The sequence below is a fragment of the Achromobacter sp. T5-5 genome (assembly GCF_055397965.1).
On sequence record NZ_AP027919.1, the window covers coordinates 1281631 to 1296709 of the forward strand.

General features: G+C 66.5%; 16 protein-coding genes. 7 read left to right on the top strand and 9 right to left on the bottom strand.

Annotation, left to right across the window (positions count from 1 at the left end):
* Positions 1-67 precede the first annotated feature (67 nt).
* Positions 68-913, bottom strand: coding sequence for a metallophosphoesterase (locus tag ACZ50Q_RS05700; protein ID WP_464080852.1), 846 nt, complete (start codon positions 911-913; stop codon positions 68-70).
* Between the two features lie 105 nt (positions 914-1018).
* Between ACZ50Q_RS05700 and ACZ50Q_RS05705 the strand changes: the two genes are divergently transcribed.
* The 3 genes from ACZ50Q_RS05705 to ACZ50Q_RS05715 all read left to right on the top strand — a co-directional run bounded on the left by ACZ50Q_RS05705 (position 1019) and on the right by ACZ50Q_RS05715 (position 3128).
* Entirely contained in the window at positions 1019-1423 is a 405-nt protein-coding gene (locus tag ACZ50Q_RS05705; RefSeq protein ID WP_092580669.1) for a lysozyme inhibitor LprI family protein, read from the top strand.
* Positions 1420-2076, top strand: coding sequence for a DNA-3-methyladenine glycosylase I (locus ACZ50Q_RS05710; RefSeq protein WP_464080853.1), 657 nt, complete (start codon positions 1420-1422; stop codon positions 2074-2076). The genes ACZ50Q_RS05705 and ACZ50Q_RS05710 overlap by 4 nt, the downstream gene beginning before the upstream one ends.
* Positions 2077-2153: 77 nt before the next feature.
* On the top strand, positions 2154-3128 hold the full coding sequence (locus tag ACZ50Q_RS05715; protein WP_076516407.1) for a bifunctional helix-turn-helix transcriptional regulator/GNAT family N-acetyltransferase: 975 nt from the start codon (positions 2154-2156) through the stop codon (positions 3126-3128).
* Here the strand turns inward: ACZ50Q_RS05715 and ACZ50Q_RS05720 are convergent.
* A complete protein-coding gene (locus tag ACZ50Q_RS05720) occupies positions 3115-3810 on the bottom strand; it encodes a pentapeptide repeat-containing protein (protein ID WP_092580675.1) in 696 nt (231 codons plus the stop codon). The two genes, ACZ50Q_RS05715 and ACZ50Q_RS05720, sit on opposite strands and share 14 nt — an antisense overlap.
* A gap of 5 nt (positions 3811-3815) precedes the next feature.
* Positions 3816-4262 (bottom strand): gas vesicle accessory protein GvpU, encoded by a 447-nt coding sequence (gene gvpU / locus ACZ50Q_RS05725; protein ID WP_464080854.1) that lies wholly within the window; start codon positions 4260-4262, stop codon positions 3816-3818.
* 207 nt (positions 4263-4469) lie between these two features.
* On the opposite strand from gvpU, the gene ACZ50Q_RS05730 reads away from it, so the two are divergent.
* Entirely contained in the window at positions 4470-4835 is a 366-nt protein-coding gene (locus ACZ50Q_RS05730) for a hypothetical protein (RefSeq protein WP_092580677.1), read from the top strand.
* An 87-nt stretch (positions 4836-4922) separates the two neighbouring features.
* Here ACZ50Q_RS05730 and ACZ50Q_RS05735 read toward each other — a convergent pair whose 3' ends face one another.
* Positions 4923-6263, bottom strand: a complete 1341-nt coding sequence (locus ACZ50Q_RS05735) for a ParB/Srx family N-terminal domain-containing protein (protein ID WP_464080855.1) — start codon at positions 6261-6263, stop codon at positions 4923-4925.
* A gap of 196 nt (positions 6264-6459) precedes the next feature.
* Positions 6460-7566: a porin gene (locus ACZ50Q_RS05740; protein WP_092580681.1), complete on the bottom strand. Its 1107-nt coding sequence runs from the start codon at positions 7564-7566 to the stop codon at positions 6460-6462.
* A 253-nt stretch (positions 7567-7819) separates the two neighbouring features.
* On the opposite strand from ACZ50Q_RS05740, the gene ACZ50Q_RS05745 reads away from it, so the two are divergent.
* The 3 genes from ACZ50Q_RS05745 (at position 7820) to ACZ50Q_RS05755 (ending at position 11120) form a co-directional block, all read left to right on the top strand.
* On the top strand, positions 7820-8473 hold the full coding sequence (locus tag ACZ50Q_RS05745; RefSeq protein WP_464080856.1) for an NUDIX hydrolase: 654 nt from the start codon (positions 7820-7822) through the stop codon (positions 8471-8473).
* An 85-nt stretch (positions 8474-8558) separates the two neighbouring features.
* A complete protein-coding gene (gene prs / locus ACZ50Q_RS05750) occupies positions 8559-9401 on the top strand; it encodes a ribose-phosphate diphosphokinase (protein ID WP_092580685.1) in 843 nt (280 codons plus the stop codon).
* A gap of 18 nt (positions 9402-9419) precedes the next feature.
* Positions 9420-11120: a nicotinate phosphoribosyltransferase gene (locus tag ACZ50Q_RS05755; RefSeq protein WP_464080857.1), complete on the top strand. Its 1701-nt coding sequence runs from the start codon at positions 9420-9422 to the stop codon at positions 11118-11120.
* Positions 11121-11209: 89 nt separating this feature from the next.
* Here ACZ50Q_RS05755 and ACZ50Q_RS05760 read toward each other — a convergent pair whose 3' ends face one another.
* Genes ACZ50Q_RS05760 through cyoB form a run of 4 tightly spaced genes read right to left on the bottom strand, consistent with a single transcriptional unit; the run spans position 11210 to position 15045 of the window.
* Entirely contained in the window at positions 11210-11986 is a 777-nt protein-coding gene (locus tag ACZ50Q_RS05760) for an SURF1 family protein (RefSeq protein ID WP_464080858.1), read from the bottom strand.
* Positions 11986-12408 carry a cytochrome o ubiquinol oxidase subunit IV gene (gene cyoD, locus ACZ50Q_RS05765; protein ID WP_464080859.1) on the bottom strand — a complete coding sequence of 141 codons (423 nt, stop codon included), beginning with the start codon at positions 12406-12408 and terminating at the stop codon, positions 11986-11988. Before cyoD ends, ACZ50Q_RS05760 begins: the two co-directional genes overlap by 1 nt.
* Positions 12405-13049, bottom strand: a complete 645-nt coding sequence (gene cyoC / locus ACZ50Q_RS05770; protein WP_076516393.1) for a cytochrome o ubiquinol oxidase subunit III — start codon at positions 13047-13049, stop codon at positions 12405-12407. The genes cyoD and cyoC overlap by 4 nt, the downstream gene beginning before the upstream one ends.
* On the bottom strand, positions 13042-15045 hold the full coding sequence (cyoB, locus tag ACZ50Q_RS05775) for a cytochrome o ubiquinol oxidase subunit I (RefSeq protein ID WP_092580691.1): 2004 nt from the start codon (positions 15043-15045) through the stop codon (positions 13042-13044). Before cyoB ends, cyoC begins: the two co-directional genes overlap by 8 nt.
* Positions 15046-15079: the final 34 nt, after the last annotated feature.

The following is a 15079-nucleotide window of genomic DNA, read 5'->3' on the forward strand; positions in this document are numbered from 1 at the left end:
GCAGTGCGTGGGTCCGACGACCGCGTTCTCCGCGCCGATTCGCGGCGCGGACGCTCACCCTGCATCCTTAAACGGCCTGCGCGCCCGGACGTTCTGCGGCCGGCAGCCCCGACACATCCCACAACCGATCCGGCGCGTAGTCCGCCTGTTCGCCTTTCTTCGCATACCCCAGCGGATTGGCGATGACCCGGCAGCCGTCTTTCACATAGTCCTGGGCGCAGTGCAGATGGCCGTGTATCCAGACGTCGGCCAGCGGCAGCAACGCGTCGAGCGCGTTGCAGAATCCCGCCGTGCCCGGCGTGACGCCATAGCGCGGGTCGGCGCTGGCCAGCGTGGGGGCGAAGTGCGTGACCGCCACCGTTTTGCCCGCGAACGGCGTGCGCAGCGCGGCGTCCAGCCACTGCTGGCAGGCCAGGCTTTGCTCGCGCATCTGCTCGGCCATGAAGGGGGCGCCGTTGCGGCGCATTTCCGCCTTTTCCAGATAGAAGTCCGCCGCCCGGAAGGCCTTGGCGCGTTTCTTCAGGACTTCGCCGAGCGGGTCGTGCGGGGCCGCCAGCGCGTCGAAGTCCGCCCACAGCGTCGTGCCCACGAAACGCACGCCGTCGATCACGCGGGTTTCGCGTTCCAGCCACTGGATGTCCAGCGCCTCGCACAGCGCGCGCAGGCGCGCGTGCGTCTCGTCGAAATCCACGTTGTCATATTCGTGGTTGCCCGGCACGTACAGCACCGGCGTGGGCCAGCCGTGACGCGGGGAATACGCGCCCAGCCCGAAATCGTCCCGCTCCAGGCGCGAGCCCTGGCGGTACGAGCCGATGTCGCCCGCCAGCACGAGCAGATCGGCGCCGGGCAAGGGTTGCGCCACGAACGTGGGATCGGTTTCAAGATGCAAGTCGGATAGCAGTTGGATCTTCATGGGCACTATCTTAGGCGACACGCCGGGCCGCGCTGCGAGGTGCGGGCATCCATGCGACACTTTCCCCGACGATCCCATCACGCATCAACCCCAGGAGGACCTCCCATGCGTTTCGTGTTTGCCGCCGCCGCGCTCGTGCTGACGGCTGGGGCGCAGGCCCAAGTGATCAAGTGCGACCAGGCGTCCACGCAGACCGACATGAGCCTGTGCGCCGACCAGGCCTACCGCAAATCCGACGCCGACTTGAACGCCGCCTACCGGGACGTGATGGCGCGCCTTGTGGACAACAAGGACGCCACCACCCGCTTGCAGGCGGCGCAGAAGGCGTGGCTCTTCTTTCGCGACGCCGAGTGCGCGTTCTCCTCCTCAGGCGTCACGGGCGGCAGCGCCTATCCGATGGTGCTGAGCATGTGCCTGGACAAGCTGACGCAGGCCCGCACGAAGGAACTGCGCGCCTACCTGAAGTGCGAGGAAGGCGACATGAGCTGCCCCGTGCCCGCCGGGAAATGACGGCTGTGGACCACCCGGGCGGCGCCGCGCAGGAAGATGCCGGCCTGATCCTCGATGGCGACGGCGTGCCGCGCTGCTTCTGGCAGCCGTCCATGCCCGACTATCACGACCATGAGTGGGGCCGGCCCGTGGCCGACGATCGCCGCCTGTACGAAAAGATCTGCCTGGAAGGCTTTCAGGCGGGCATGGCGTGGATCACCATCCTGCGCAAGCGCGAGGCGTTTCGCGAGGCCTTCGACGACTTCGATGTCGAACGTGTCGCGCGCTACACCGAGCGCGACGTGGAACGCCTGATGGGCAACGCGGGCATCGTGCGTAACCGTGCCAAGATCGTGTCGGCCATCAACAATGCCCGGCGCGCGCGCGAACTGGCCGACGAAACCGGCTCGCTGGCCGGCTGGCTGTGGGCGCACGAGCCGCCGGCGCAGGAACGCCCGGCGGCGGTGGACCGGCGCCACTGGGACAACCATCCCACGTCCGACGCGTCGGTGCGGCTCTCGCGCGCATTGAAGCGGCGGGGCTGGACCTTCGTGGGGCCGACGACGATGCATGCCTTCATGCAGGCCGTGGGCATGGTGAATGAGCACATGAGCGGCTGCGTCTGCCATGCGGAGATCGAGGCGGCGCGCGCGCGCTTTGCGCGTCCCCGCTGACGGCGGGGCACGTGCCGCTTGTTTTGGTTGCGACTCGCAAGTATATTGGTTGCGAACCGCAACTTCAGGGGCGCGCCATGGACCTTATCGACTTTCCGTCCCAGTCCCGGGATAAAACCATCCAGGACCTGCGGGAGTTTTCCCGCAAGCTGGTTCGCGAGCTGGGCTTCATGCGCGCCTCGCTCGCGGGCAGCGACCTGGCGCCCTCGGCGGTGCACGCCATCATCGAGATCGGCCTGCACCCGGGCATCCAGGCGCGCGACCTGGCCGCGATCCTGCGGCTGGACAAGTCCAACACCAGCCGGCAGGTGGCCAAGCTGGAATCGGCCGGCCTGCTGGTGCGAGAGACCGCCGCCGACGACGCGCGTTCCTCCCGGCTCACCCTGACCGAGGCGGGCCACGCGCTGCGCGCGCGGATCGACCAGTTCGCCACCGATCAGGTGTCGCACGCGCTGCGCCGCATGGCGCCGGCCGACCAGGAATCGCTGATCCGCTTCCTGTCCCTGTACGCCGACGCGCTGTCCAGCGAGAACCCCAACGATGCCCCGCCCGCGGCCATCGTGCCCGCCAGCCAGATCCATGAGGGCTATCTGCCGGGATGCATCGGCGATATCGCCAGCCTGCATGCCCGCTATTACGCGCAAGCCTCGGGCTTTGGCGTGTACTTCGAGCGCAAGGTCGCGACCGAACTGGCCGAATTCGCGGAGGGCTTGCCCGCCCCGGGCAAGAACATGTGGCTGTACGTGGACAATGGCCGGACGCTGGCTTCCATCGTCATCGATGGCGATCTGGCTGCGCGGCAGGCGCATTTGCGCTGGTTCATCGTCGACGAATCGCTGCGCGGCATGGGCGTGGGCCGGGCCCTCTTGGCGCGGGCCATGGCCTACGTGGACGAGCGGTACGACGAAACCTACCTGTGGACGTTCAAGGGGCTGGACGCCGCCCGGCATCTGTACGAAGCGGCAGGCTTCACGCTGACCCAGGCGTCCGAAGGGCGCCAATGGGGCAGCGTGGTGGTGGAGCAGCGCTTCAGCCGGCTCAGACCACGCTGATGCGCAGTTCGGCCAGCAGGGCCGCCGCCTGGGTCTTGGAGATGGTGGCGCCGGCCAGCCGCGCGGCCGCTGTGAGGTCCAGCCCGCCCAGGTCGGCTTCGCGCAGGTCGGCGCCCTCGAAGTGAACATTTTTCAGGGTGGCATTGCGCAGGCTGCCGCCGTGAAAGACCGCTTCGCGGAAGTCGCTTCCCGACAGGTCCGCGTCCGAGAAATCAAGCTGAAGCAGATTGCACTTGCGAAACGACACGCCGCGCAGCAAGGCGCCCACCAGCAGGCATTCCTCGAGCGACCAGCCCAGGCATGCGATGCCATCGAAATCCGATCCCGTCAGTTTGCACGCACGGAACCGCGCGCTGGCCAGCCGCGCGCGGCGCCAATTGGCGTTGTTGAGGTCGCAGTTCTGGAAGGTGGCCTCGCTGGCGTCCGCCGAGGCGAAGCTGGCCGACCCGCCGCGGCAGCGCAGCCACTGGGTGTCGGTCAGGTCGGCGCCCTGGAACGAGGCGCCCGCGATCGCGCAGCCGCTGAACTGGAAGCCGCGCAGGTCCAGGCGGGAAAAGTCCGCCTCCTGGAAGTCGCAATCCACGAACGACCGCGGACTGCCCGCGGCCGCCTCGACGACCGCCAGCATGACCTTGCGGTCGACGTCCTGGCCTTCGATGGGCGGAAAGACAGGTTGCGTCATGCGGGTCAGGCGGATGCGCCGGACTGCAGCCGTCCCAGGATGAAGCCGTCCACCGCGCTGGTGCGGCCGCGCCACAGGGTCGGCTGTCCGGCGACGGGCGTGCCGTCGGCCGTGAAGAACAGGGCGTCGGCCAGATGGATGTAGTTGGGCAGCGGATCGACCGGCTGCGGCAGGCGGGACACGTCGCCCAGCTCGGCCAGCGAGGCGTGCACGGTCTGACGCGTGTCCGCGTCCAGCGATTGCAGCGAGCCCGAGAAACTGGCGGCAAAGCTGTCGAAATATTCGGCGCCCGACACGATAGATCCGGACACCAGCATGCCGCCCATCTGCAAGGTCACGCCGATGCTTTCGATCTGGCTGCCGTTGTTCACCAGGTTGACCAGGAATTGCAGGAAGGCGTCCGCGCCCGGGGCGGCGGCGGCCGTCTGGCCGGGGAGGGAGTCGATGCTCATGAAAACGGTCTCGGGAAGATTTGCAAGAGGCACAAGATACTCGAACGGCGTGAGAAATGGTCGGCCCGCAATAGGCGGAGCAACGGGCCGATCGGGCGGCTGACCGGCTCTTCCGGCGGCACGCGCGCGGGGTAAGGTGGCAGCCTGAACGCCAGTCCCGCGACAGGCGGCCGCGGCGCCCCGCGGCGACTATCCATCGGAGCATCCATGAGCAGTGTGAATTTCCTGGGTATCAATGCCGGTTCGGGCCAGCCTGCGTCCGCCTCCCGCGCCGCCGCCGGCGACGGCTTTCGCGCGGCGTTCGCGGACGCGACCGAACGCACCCGTTCCGCCATGGGCGGCGGCGTGTCGGGCGCTTCGCAGGCCGCGCCCTCGCAGGCCGAACAGGAATTCATGGACTACGCCGCCATGTCGATCGAAGACAAGATGTTCTACGCGGCGCTGGCCAGCCTGGGCATTTCCAAGGAAGAGTACGACGCCATGTCGGCCGCCGAACGCTTGGAAGTCGCCAAGAAGGTCGCGCTGGCGATGCAGCAACTGGCCAAGGCCGAGAACGCGCAGGAAGTCCTCTGACGCCCTGAACGCGCCCGCCGCGCCGGCAAGCAGCGAGTAGCGAGCAGCAAACGGCAAACGGCACGCGCGTTCGCACGGGCCCTCACATCACCAGCCCCAGCACGTCCCCGCCGCGGGCTTGCCGCAGGTGCGGTAATTCACCGCGAACCACAGCTTGCCGGCCCCGCGCGGCGTGCCGTCGGACGTCTTGACATCGTTGCGCGGCAGTTCTTCCAGCGTGTCGCGCGCATCCTTGGTGAGCGAGCCGCTGTCGGCGTCCGGCTCCAGCGCGATGCGGCCCAGGCTGGCCGCGTCGCGGTCTTCGAAGACGATATCGGTGGCGTTGAGCGCAGTCATCCTGAGCGACGCATCGCGCACGGCGGCAGCATAGCTGTCGTTGGCCCCGGTGGGCTGGAGACTTTTGTTGAGCGTGCTCACGGCCAGGATCTCCGCGGGCGTGGCGGGCGCCTGCATCTTGTACTGCGCCAGATCCGGCAACTGCCCGGCAGAGACCTGGCGGCGCAGCCAGTCGCCCCACAGGAACTCGGCGAATTCGGGCAGGTTGCCGTTGCTGTAGGCGATATCGCGGGTGAAGTACACCAGCGAGCGGTAGCGGTCCTCCTGCATGCCGCCCGGCTCCTGCGCGCTGGGCAGCCCAAGGCGCGTGGGCAACTGGTCCACGGTGATGGGCTGGTTCTGGCCGTCGCGCAGCCAGGCGCGGCGTTCATCGACCATGCGCTGCCAGAAGGCGGCGGCGGTCGCCAGGTCGCTGTAATTGGCGTCGACCTTCACCCACACGGGCAGCGTCGCGCCGCCGTCGAAGATCTCGCGCAGGGACGAAAAGGTGTGGTGGCCGTCGGTCAGGTACAGATTGCCGTCCCAGCCCACCACCACCGTCTTCAAGTTGGCGGCGTGGGTGCCCGGCGCATCCAGGCAGGTAAACGTGTCGGGCTGGTCCAGCCGCGCGGCGCGGGCCTCGGCGATGTTCTGGAATTCCTGGGCCCGTTCGGTGCCGCCCATGTCTTCGCAGTAATCGTCGAACTTCTTGCCGACCGTGCGGTTCAGGTAATCGAGCTGCAGCGCCGGATCGGCCGCCCAGGTGGCGCGCTCGAAGTCGCCTTGCCAGCGCCCCAGCTTGTAGAAGATCTGGTCGTAGCCGATCGCGGCCTGGGTGGGGCGCAATTCCTCGATGCGCACGCGGATGACGTCGCCCGGCTTGGCCTGCAGGTAGGCCGTGTTGCGCGGCGGGGTCTCGGGACCGGGCGCCGGCGTTTCCGGCTGAGGCGCCGGGGTTTCGGCGACGGGGGGCAGCGCCTGGTCGTCATCGTCGCCGTCGCCGCCGCCATTGCAGGCAGCCAGGGCCAGCGGCAGCAGGGCCAGGGCAAAGGCGCGCATCAGGCGCGAAGGACGGAACAGCGGCGCAAGTTCGGACGGAAGACGAGAAGGCATGGCAGTTCTTGGGGGCTGCGATCAGTGAGGGAGGCCGATCATGCCGGACGCTTGTTTCCTGCGCATTGCACGTCACCACAATGCTTGCCGAGCTTAGGCCGCTTTGGGGGGCGGCGGCAAGGGGAGGGGGCGCGCGCCCAGGCGCCGGAAGGCCTGGGCGAAAAAGCCGGCCCGCGCGGGCCGGCTCTGCATCCGCTTAGAACTGGTGGCGGATGCCCACGCCCGCGGCGGTGCTCTTCAGCCCGTCGATGAACGCGTAGTCCGTGCCGTACGAGCCGTAGGCGTACAGGTTGGTGCGCTTGGACAGGTCGTAGGTGTAGCCCACGCTGTAGACATTCATGTTGGCGTCGCCGCCCGTCAGCTTGTCATTGGACGGCGCCACGTGCTGCCACGAGGTGAACAGGCTGCCGGAAGCGCCCACGGGCAGGGTCGCGCCCAGCATGTAGGAGTTTGCCTTGAATCCGTCCACGAAGCGGTTGGTGCCGAACTCGTCGCTGAAGGGCGTTCCGGCAGGCAGGTCCTGGCCCACGAACCAGCCGTCGGTGGTGCGGCCGTAGGCCGCGGCCAGCTTGACCACTTCCAGGTCGTACGACACGCCCACGGCGTATTGGCGCGGCGTGGCGCCGTTGTCGATGGTGCTGCGGTTGGCGCCGTTCAACTGGTCGTAGGTCAGCGCCACGTTCAGCGGGCCTTGCACGTAGCGCAGACCGGTGGTGATGCCGCGCGTGTTGTCGGCGGTGCGGAAACCGGTCTGGTCGGCCGTGGTGTCGTCCGCATTGAACGAGTAGCCGATGCCGAATTCAAAGCCGTTCACCGACGGCGTGCGGTACATGACCATGTTGTCCCAGCGCATGGTGTTGGCCGCGCTGAAACCCAGGCCCATGTTCGATTGGGTGTAGCTGGTGTAGAAGGGGTCGATGTCGGCCAGGTAGTTCGAGCCGATCGTGGCCTGGCGGCCGAATTCCAGCGAGCCCCATGCGTCGTTGGCCAGCCCGATGGTGGCCTGGCGGCCGAACAGGCGGCCCGACTGGGCGCGCTGGCCGTTGGCGGAGTCAAACCCGCTTTCCAGCTTGAAGACGGCGCGCAGGCCGTCCCCCAGATCTTCGGATCCGCGCAGGCCCCAGCGGGAGCCGGCCTGGATGCCGTTGATCATGCCGACCTTCGAGCCGTTATAGCCATCGCCCTTGATCTTGTTGTAACCGAGGCCGGTGTCGATGACACCATAGAGAGTGACTGACGGTTCTGCCTGGGCAACGCCTGCAAAGGAAGCCAGCATTGCCGCGGCGAGCAGCGTCTTTTTCATCCGGAAAACTCCTGTGATACGGGGTGGAAAAAAGCAAAAGGAACACGGCGCGCAGTGTCAATCTGGCGGTGTTCCTCGGGCCATAGTGTAGAACAATGCGTTATTTGCCGTTATCAGGCGGCAATCTATAGATAATTTCAGTCAATTTTCGGGGACGTATTCCGCCGTCAAGCGCCCCGGCGGCACGCGCCGATTTGACCGTCCGGCGTCATAGTGGCATCTTGCCCAGAAGCTCACTCCTGGAACCCGACCGTTGGACTTTCCTCAGCCGCTCGTCACCGTCGACGCCGTCCTGCTCACCCTGCGCGATTCCGGCCTGGAAGTCGCGCTGCACCGGCGCGACCGCGAACCGTGCCGCGACGCCATGGCCCTGCCAGGCGGGGTGGTGCACGCCGACGAGGACGCGTCCACCGAAGACAGCATCCGGCGCGTGCTGCGCGACAAGACCGGATTCGAGCCGCGCTACCTGGAACAGCTGCAGGTGTTTTCCGGCCCCGACCGCGATCCGCGGCAGTGGTCGCTGTCGGTGGCCTATGTGGCCCTGGTGCCCGCCGCCGAACTGGCCGCGGCCACGCGCGCGGAATTCCGCTTCGTCAGCGTGGACGCCTTGCCGCCCCTGGCGTTCGATCACGCCAATATCGTGGGGGCGGCCGTCGCGCGCCTGCGCAGCAAGTCCACGTATTCGACGCTGCCGTTCTTTCTGCTGCCCGAGCGCTTCACGCTCACGCAACTGCAGCACACCTACGAAGCCATCCTGCGGACCCGCCTGGAAAAGTCCAACTTCCGCCGCAAGATGGAAGCCTGGGGGGCGCTGGAGGCCACCGACGAACACGTCGGGGGCGCGCAGCGGCCGGCCCGGCTGTACCGGCTGAAGGACTTCACGTTTTTCGACCGCAGCGTCGGCTAATCCTGTTTTCCACATAGTTGCATAAATACAATAAGTAGGCCTATACTGGCGTCACTTAGTTTTGAAATGCCACTAAGGGACGATCATGTTCAGCATCACAGCGGTAATCGAAGGACAGGGCCAGACCGGTACGCCGGCCGCGTTCAAATTTCCGGGCGGCGAAATGCAGGTCACCGTGCCCGCCGGCCTGCGCGCGCAGGCAGACGCCGCGCGCGAATTCCGCATCCATGCCCTGCTGAAGTCGGCCGACGACGTCATGCAGCTCCTGTTGCTGACCGATGCGCTGCGCCGCCTGAACCCCGCGGCGCCGGTGCACCTGGACATGCCCTACGTGCCCTACGCCCGCCAGGACCGCGTGTGCAACCCGGGCGAAGCCCTGGGCGCCGCGGTGTTCTGCAAGCTGATCAACGACCAGCAGTACGCCACCGTCACCATCGTGGAGCCGCACAGCGACGTCACGCCGGCGCTGCTGCAACGGGTGCGCGTCGTCGACGCCGCCGCCTTCCTGAAAAAGGCGCTGGCCGCGCCGGCCTTTGCCCAGGGCGTCACGCTGATGGCTCCGGACGCCGGCGCCCGCAAGCGCGTGCAGGCGCTGGCCAAGGCGCTGGGCGTGGCGGACGTGCGCTACGCGGAAAAAGTCCGCGATCCGCTGACCGGCCGCATCACTGAAACCCGCGTGCCCGACGATATCCCGGCCCAGCCGGTGCTGGTGGTCGATGACATCTGCGACGGCGGCCGCACCTTCCTGGAACTGGCCGCCGCCCTGCGCGACCGGACCCGCCAGCCGCTCTACCTGTACGTCACGCACGGCATCTTCAGCAAGGGCCTGGCGGAACTGAAATCCCGCTATGCCGAAATCTTCACCGCGTATGACTGGACGGCCACCGAAGGCGCCGCGTCCGGCCCCGCCGCCGTGCGGGTCAACTGAAACAAGAAGGAAATCGCCATGAATGCTCCCGACACCCCGGCCCGCGGTCTCAAAAACGGCCTGAATCCCTTTCTGCAGGCCGACTTCTACAAGACCGGCCACCCCTTCCAGTACCCCAAGGGCACCAACAAGATCCTGGCCAATTTCACGCCGCGCTCGGCGCGCCTGGCGCCGGTGCTGCCCGAACTGTTCGACGACAAGATCGTCTGGTTCGGCCTGCAGGGCTTCATCAAGGAAATCCTGATCGGCCTGTTCGACCGCGAATTCTTCGCCAAGCCCGCCAGCACCGCGGTGCGCCAGTACCAGCGGCGCGTGGACAACGCGCTGGGCAAGGGCGCGGTCACGGTGGACCACCTGCAGGCCCTGCATGAGCTGGGCTACCTGCCGCTGGAAATCCGCTCGGTGCCCGAGGGCGCACGCGTCGACATCCGCGTGCCGCCGGTCACCTTCATCAACACCCGGCCGGAGTTCGCCTGGCTGGTGACCTATATCGAGACCCTGTTCAGCTGCGAATCCTGGAAGCCGTCGACGGTGGCCACCATCGCCTTCGAATACCGCAAGCTGCTGACGTATTTCGCGCGGCTGACCGGCAGCCCGATGGCGTTCGTGGATTGGCAGGGCCACGACTTCTCGATGCGCGGCATGGCGGGCCTGTACGATGCGCGCAAGTGCGGCGCGGGCCACTTGCTGTCGTTCACCGGCACCGACACCATCCCGGCCATCGACTACCTGGAAGACGTCTACAACGCGGATTCCGATCGCGAGCTCATCGGCGGTTCCGTGCCCGCGACCGAACACTCTGTGATGTGCCTGGGCAGCAAGGAGGGGGAGATCGAAACCATCCGCCGCCTCGTCACGCAGGTCTATCCGGCCGGCATCGTGTCGGTGGTGTCGGACACCTGGGACTTCTGGCAGGTCGTGACCGACTTCGCCGCGGCCCTCAAGTCCGAGATCCTGGCCCGCCAGCCGGATGCGCTGGGCAACGCCAAGGTCGTGTTCCGTCCGGACTCCGGCGATCCCGTGAAGATCCTGACGGGCTATTTCTGCACGGACGTGGCCAGCGTGGAAGATCGCGCCGCCTTGCGGCAGGCGCGGGCCGACGGTTACGAGACCGTGCGCGACACGGCCACGGGTACGTATTGGCTGCTGGCCGACGACGCGAGCGCGCAGCAGACCTTGCGCCCGGCGGAGGTGAAGGGCGCGGTGCAATGCCCGTGGGATACGTTCGGCGGCGAGGAAACCGACAAGGGCTACAAGCTCCTGAACCCGCGGGTCGGCCTGATCTACGGCGATTCGATCACGCTGACCCGGGCGCGCGACATCCTGGTCCGCCTGGAACGCAAGGGTTTCGCCTCGGGCAACGTGGTGCTGGGCATCGGCTCCTACACCTACCAGTACCTGACGCGCGACACGTTCGGCTGGGCGCTGAAGGCGACCTATGCCGAGGTCGATGGCGAGCCGCAGGAGCTGGTGAAGGATCCGGTCACGGATTCCGGCGTGAAGAAGTCGGCCAAGGGGCTGCTGCGGGTCGACGAGACGGCCGACGGCTACGTGCTGCGCGACCAGCAGACGCCGGAGCAGGCGGCGGGCGGGGCGCTGGCGCCGGTGTTCCGCGACGGCGCGTTGCTGGTCGAGCAGAGCCTGGCCCAGATCCGCGAACGGCTGCACGGCTCGTGGGTGTGCCCGGAACCGGGCAGCATCGCGTGGCCGCAACGGTGAGCCGCCGCCGGCCCAGGTAATGCTCAATGAACCAAAAAAACGGCGCCTCGATGAACGGGCGCCGTTTTTTTTTTGCCTGGAACCGCGGGTCAGGACCTGCGCGCGCGCCGCTCCTCGCGCACGAAGACCACCACCCCGACGATCACCATCAACGCCAGCGCATACCAGGTGATGGCATAGACCAGATGGTTGTTCGGAAAGCTGATCACCGTCAGGCCGCCGACCGGCGCCTGGGCCGGGTCCTTGCCAGGACTGGAAGCCGCGTCCGCGTCGATGAAGTAGGGCGCCACGTCGGTCAGGCCGCGGGCCGCGGCGATGGCCGGAAGATCGCGCGAATACCAGAGGTTTGCGTCGGGGTCGTTGTTGCGCAGGAAGCCGCTGCCCGGTTCGCCCATGCGCAGGAACCCCGTGACCTGGGCCTGCGCGGGCGGCTGCGCGATCTGGGCCTGGCTTTTGCGCCAGGCCGGCAGCACGAAGCCGCGGTTGACCAGCACCGTGCTGCCGTCCGCCAACTGCAGCGGCGTCATGACCCAGTAGCCGCTGCCCAGTTCGGTCGCGGCCTGCACCAGCGTCTGCTGGTCGAAATTGAAGGTGCCGGACGCGGAAACGGGGCGGTACTCGGCGTTGTCGCGCGTGAGCTGGGCCCATTCGCTTTTGCCGGGCGCGGGCGTGGCCGGCGCATGGGCCCGCTCATCCACCTGCGCGATCAGCGCGCGCTTCCAGGCCAGCCGGTGCACCTGCCAGGTGCCCAGGGCGCACAGCCCGGCGAAGACGGCGGCAGCCAGCAACCCCAGGATGACCAGGGTTGCCTTGCTGCGCGGATTACGGGAGGTGTCGCGTGAAGAAATGTCTTTGACTGCTGCCATCAGGGCATCTTGCGCATGTCATGCGTGGACATGGGCATCATGTTGGAGTTCAGGTGATACATGATCCAGATGGATCCGCTGAGCGTAATGACGACCAGCACCAACGTGAATATTAACGCCAACATGTTCCAGCCGCTTTCGGACTTGGTGTCCATGTGCAGGAAGTAGACGATGTGGACCACGATCTGCACGACGGCGAAGGCCAGGATCACCAGGCCCGTGACGCGCGAGCTGTCGATGACGCGGTCCATGACCAGCCAGAAGGGAATCGCGGTCAGGATGGCCGCCAACACGAAGCCGGTCAGGTAGCTCTTGAGGGTGCCGTGGGCGGCGCCGTCGTCGTCGTGGAGGTCGTCGTGTCCGCCATGGCCGTGATGGCCGCCGTGGCCGGTGTCGGCCAGGTTATCCATGTGCGACGTCATGGCAGCACTCCCATCAGATACACGAAGGTGAACACGCCCACCCAGATCAGGTCCAGGAAGTGCCAGAACATCGACAGGCACATCAGGCGGCGGCGGTTTTCGGGGATCAGGCCATGCATGCGCACCTGCAGCATCATCGTCACCAGCCAGACGATGCCGAAGGTGACGTGCAGCCCGTGGGTGCCGACCAGCGTGAAGAAGGCCGACAGGAAGGCGCTGCGCTGCGGGCCGGCGCCCTGGTGGATCAGGTGCCAGAACTCGTACAGTTCCAGCGACAGGAAGCCCAGGCCCAGGATGCCCGTCACCGCCAGCCATCCCTGCGTCGCGCCGATGCGGTTGCGCCGCATCTCCAGCATGGCAAAGCCATACGTGATGGACGACAGCAGCAGCAGCGTCGTGTTCACCGCCACCAGCGGCAGGTCGAACAGGTCTGCGCCGGAAGGGCCCGCGGCGAAGCTGCGGCCCAGCACGCCGTAGACCGCGAACAGGCAGGCGAAGATGAGGCAGTCGCTCATCAGGTAGATCCAGAACCCGAGCAGCGTGCCGTTCTTGGGATGATGTTCGCCGGGAACGTAAAAGACGGGTTCCTGGGCGGCCGGCGCCGCGCCGCCGGGCAGGGTGTGGGCGAGGGTATCAGACATGTTGCGCTAGCAGCCTCGTGCGGGCGTCTTCCGTGGCGACGACCTGTTCGGTCGGCACGTAGTAGTCGCGCTTGTAGTTGAAGGTATGGATGATCGACACCAGGATCAGCGCCGCGAAGGACAGCACGACGAGCGGCCACATGTGCCAGATCAGCGCAAAGCCCATGACCACGCTGATCCCCGCCAGCACGATGCCCGCCCAGGTGTTCTTCGGCATGTGGATCGGGATGAAGCCCTGTTGCGGGCGCTGGTAGCCGTGCTGCTTCATCTGCCACCACGCGTCCAGGTCATGCACCCGCGGCGTGAACGCGAAGTTATAGACGGGCGGCGGCGACGAGGTGGACCATTCCAGCGTGCGGCCGTCCCAGGGATCGCCCGTGGTGTCGCGCAGTTCCTCGCGGCGGCGGTAGCTCACCACCAGCTGGATGATGAAGCTGGCGATGCCGCAGGCGATCAGCAGCGCGCCGAAGGCCGCGATCTGGAACCAGATCTGCAGCGACATGTCCTCGAAGTGATTCACGCGGCGCGTCACGCCCATCAAGCCCAGCACATACAGCGGCATGAAGGCGACGTAAAAGCCCACCAGCCAGAACCAGAACGAGCACTTGCCCCAGAACGGATCGAGCTTGTAGCCGAAGGCCTTGGGAAACCAGTACGTGATGCCGGCCATCAGCCCGAACAGCACGCCGCCGATGATCACGTTGTGGAAGTGCGCAATGAGGAACAGGCTGTTGTGCAGCGCGAAGTCGGCGGGCGGCACCGCCAGCAGCACGCCCGTCATGCCGCCGATCACGAAGGTCACCATGAAGCCGATCGTCCACAGCATCGGGACTTCAAAGCGGATGCGCCCGCGGTACATGGTGAACAGCCAGTTGAAGATCTTGGCGCCGGTGGGGATCGAGATGATCATTGTCGTGATCCCGAAGAACGAGTTCACGCTGGCCCCCGATCCCATGGTGAAGAAATGGTGCAGCCAGACCAGGTAGGACAGCACGGTGATGACGACCGTGGCGTACACCATGGACGCGTAGCCGAACAGCCGCTTGCGGCAGTAGGTGGACACCACTTCGGAAAAGATGCCGAACGCCGGCAGGATCAGGATGTAGACCTCGGGGTGGCCCCAGATCCAGATCAGGTTCACGTACATCATGGCGTTGCCGCCGAAGTCCGCCGTGAAGAAGTTGGTGCCGACGTAGCGGTCCATGGTCAGCAGCGCCAGCACCGCCGTCAGCACGGGGAAGGCGGCCACGATCAGCACGTTGGTGCACAGCGCGGTCCAGGTGAAGATCGGCATGCGCATCATCGTCATGCCCGGCGCGCGCATCTTCACAATGGTGACCAGCAGGTTCACGCCCGACAGCAGCGTCCCCACGCCCGCGATCTGCAGGGCCCAGATGTAGTAATCGACCCCGACGTCCGGACTGTGCAGGATTCCCGATAAGGGGGGATACGCCAGCCAGCCCGTGCGCGCGAACTCGCCAACGAACAGCGACATCATCACCAGGATCACCCCGCCCGTCGTCATCCAGAAGCTGAAGTTGTTCAGGAACGGAAACGCGACGTCGCGCGCGCCGATCTGCAGCGGGACGATGTAATTCATCAGCCCGGTGACCAGCGGCATCGCCACGAAGAAGATCATGATCACGCCGTGCGCCGTGAAGATCTGGTCGTAGTGATGCGGCGGCAGGTAGCCCATGGAATCGCCGAAGGCCACCGCCTGCTGCCCGCGCATCATGATGGCATCGGCAAAGCCGCGCAGCAGCATCACGATGCCCAGGATCACGTACATGATGCCGATCTTCTTGTGGTCGATGCTGGTGAACCACTCGTGCCACAGGTAGCCCCACTTTTTGTAGTAGGTCACGGAGCCCAGCACCACGATGCCGCCCGCCGCCACCATGAAGAACGTGCCCAGCAGGATGGGATCGTGGAAGGGAATGGCGTCCCAGGTCAGTCGCCCGAAGATCAGCTTGGTGAGGTCAGGTTGATCAGGCATCTCGATTCCAGCAAAAAGACCGCGTTGACATGGA

Excerpts from the sequence above, each read along its gene's own strand:
- ACZ50Q_RS05700 (WP_464080852.1), bottom strand. The coding sequence starts at position 913 with ATGAAGATCCAACTGCTATCCGACTTGCATCTTGAAACCGATCCCACG.
- ACZ50Q_RS05705 (WP_092580669.1), top strand. The coding sequence starts at position 1,019 with ATGCGTTTCGTGTTTGCCGCCGCCGCGCTCGTGCTGACGGCTGGGGCG.
- ACZ50Q_RS05710 (WP_464080853.1), top strand. The coding sequence starts at position 1,420 with ATGACGGCTGTGGACCACCCGGGCGGCGCCGCGCAGGAAGATGCCGGC.
- ACZ50Q_RS05715 (WP_076516407.1), top strand. The coding sequence starts at position 2,154 with ATGGACCTTATCGACTTTCCGTCCCAGTCCCGGGATAAAACCATCCAG.
- ACZ50Q_RS05720 (WP_092580675.1), bottom strand. The coding sequence starts at position 3,810 with ATGACGCAACCTGTCTTTCCGCCCATCGAAGGCCAGGACGTCGACCGC.
- gvpU (WP_464080854.1), bottom strand. The coding sequence starts at position 4,262 with ATGAGCATCGACTCCCTCCCCGGCCAGACGGCCGCCGCCGCCCCGGGC.
- ACZ50Q_RS05730 (WP_092580677.1), top strand. The coding sequence starts at position 4,470 with ATGAGCAGTGTGAATTTCCTGGGTATCAATGCCGGTTCGGGCCAGCCT.
- ACZ50Q_RS05735 (WP_464080855.1), bottom strand. The coding sequence starts at position 6,263 with ATGCCTTCTCGTCTTCCGTCCGAACTTGCGCCGCTGTTCCGTCCTTCG.
- ACZ50Q_RS05740 (WP_092580681.1), bottom strand. The coding sequence starts at position 7,566 with ATGAAAAAGACGCTGCTCGCCGCGGCAATGCTGGCTTCCTTTGCAGGC.
- prs (WP_092580685.1), top strand. The coding sequence starts at position 8,559 with ATGTTCAGCATCACAGCGGTAATCGAAGGACAGGGCCAGACCGGTACG.
- ACZ50Q_RS05755 (WP_464080857.1), top strand. The coding sequence starts at position 9,420 with ATGAATGCTCCCGACACCCCGGCCCGCGGTCTCAAAAACGGCCTGAAT.
- ACZ50Q_RS05760 (WP_464080858.1), bottom strand. The coding sequence starts at position 11,986 with ATGGCAGCAGTCAAAGACATTTCTTCACGCGACACCTCCCGTAATCCG.
- cyoD (WP_464080859.1), bottom strand. The coding sequence starts at position 12,408 with ATGACGTCGCACATGGATAACCTGGCCGACACCGGCCACGGCGGCCAT.
- cyoC (WP_076516393.1), bottom strand. The coding sequence starts at position 13,049 with ATGTCTGATACCCTCGCCCACACCCTGCCCGGCGGCGCGGCGCCGGCC.
- cyoB (WP_092580691.1), bottom strand. The coding sequence starts at position 15,045 with ATGCCTGATCAACCTGACCTCACCAAGCTGATCTTCGGGCGACTGACC.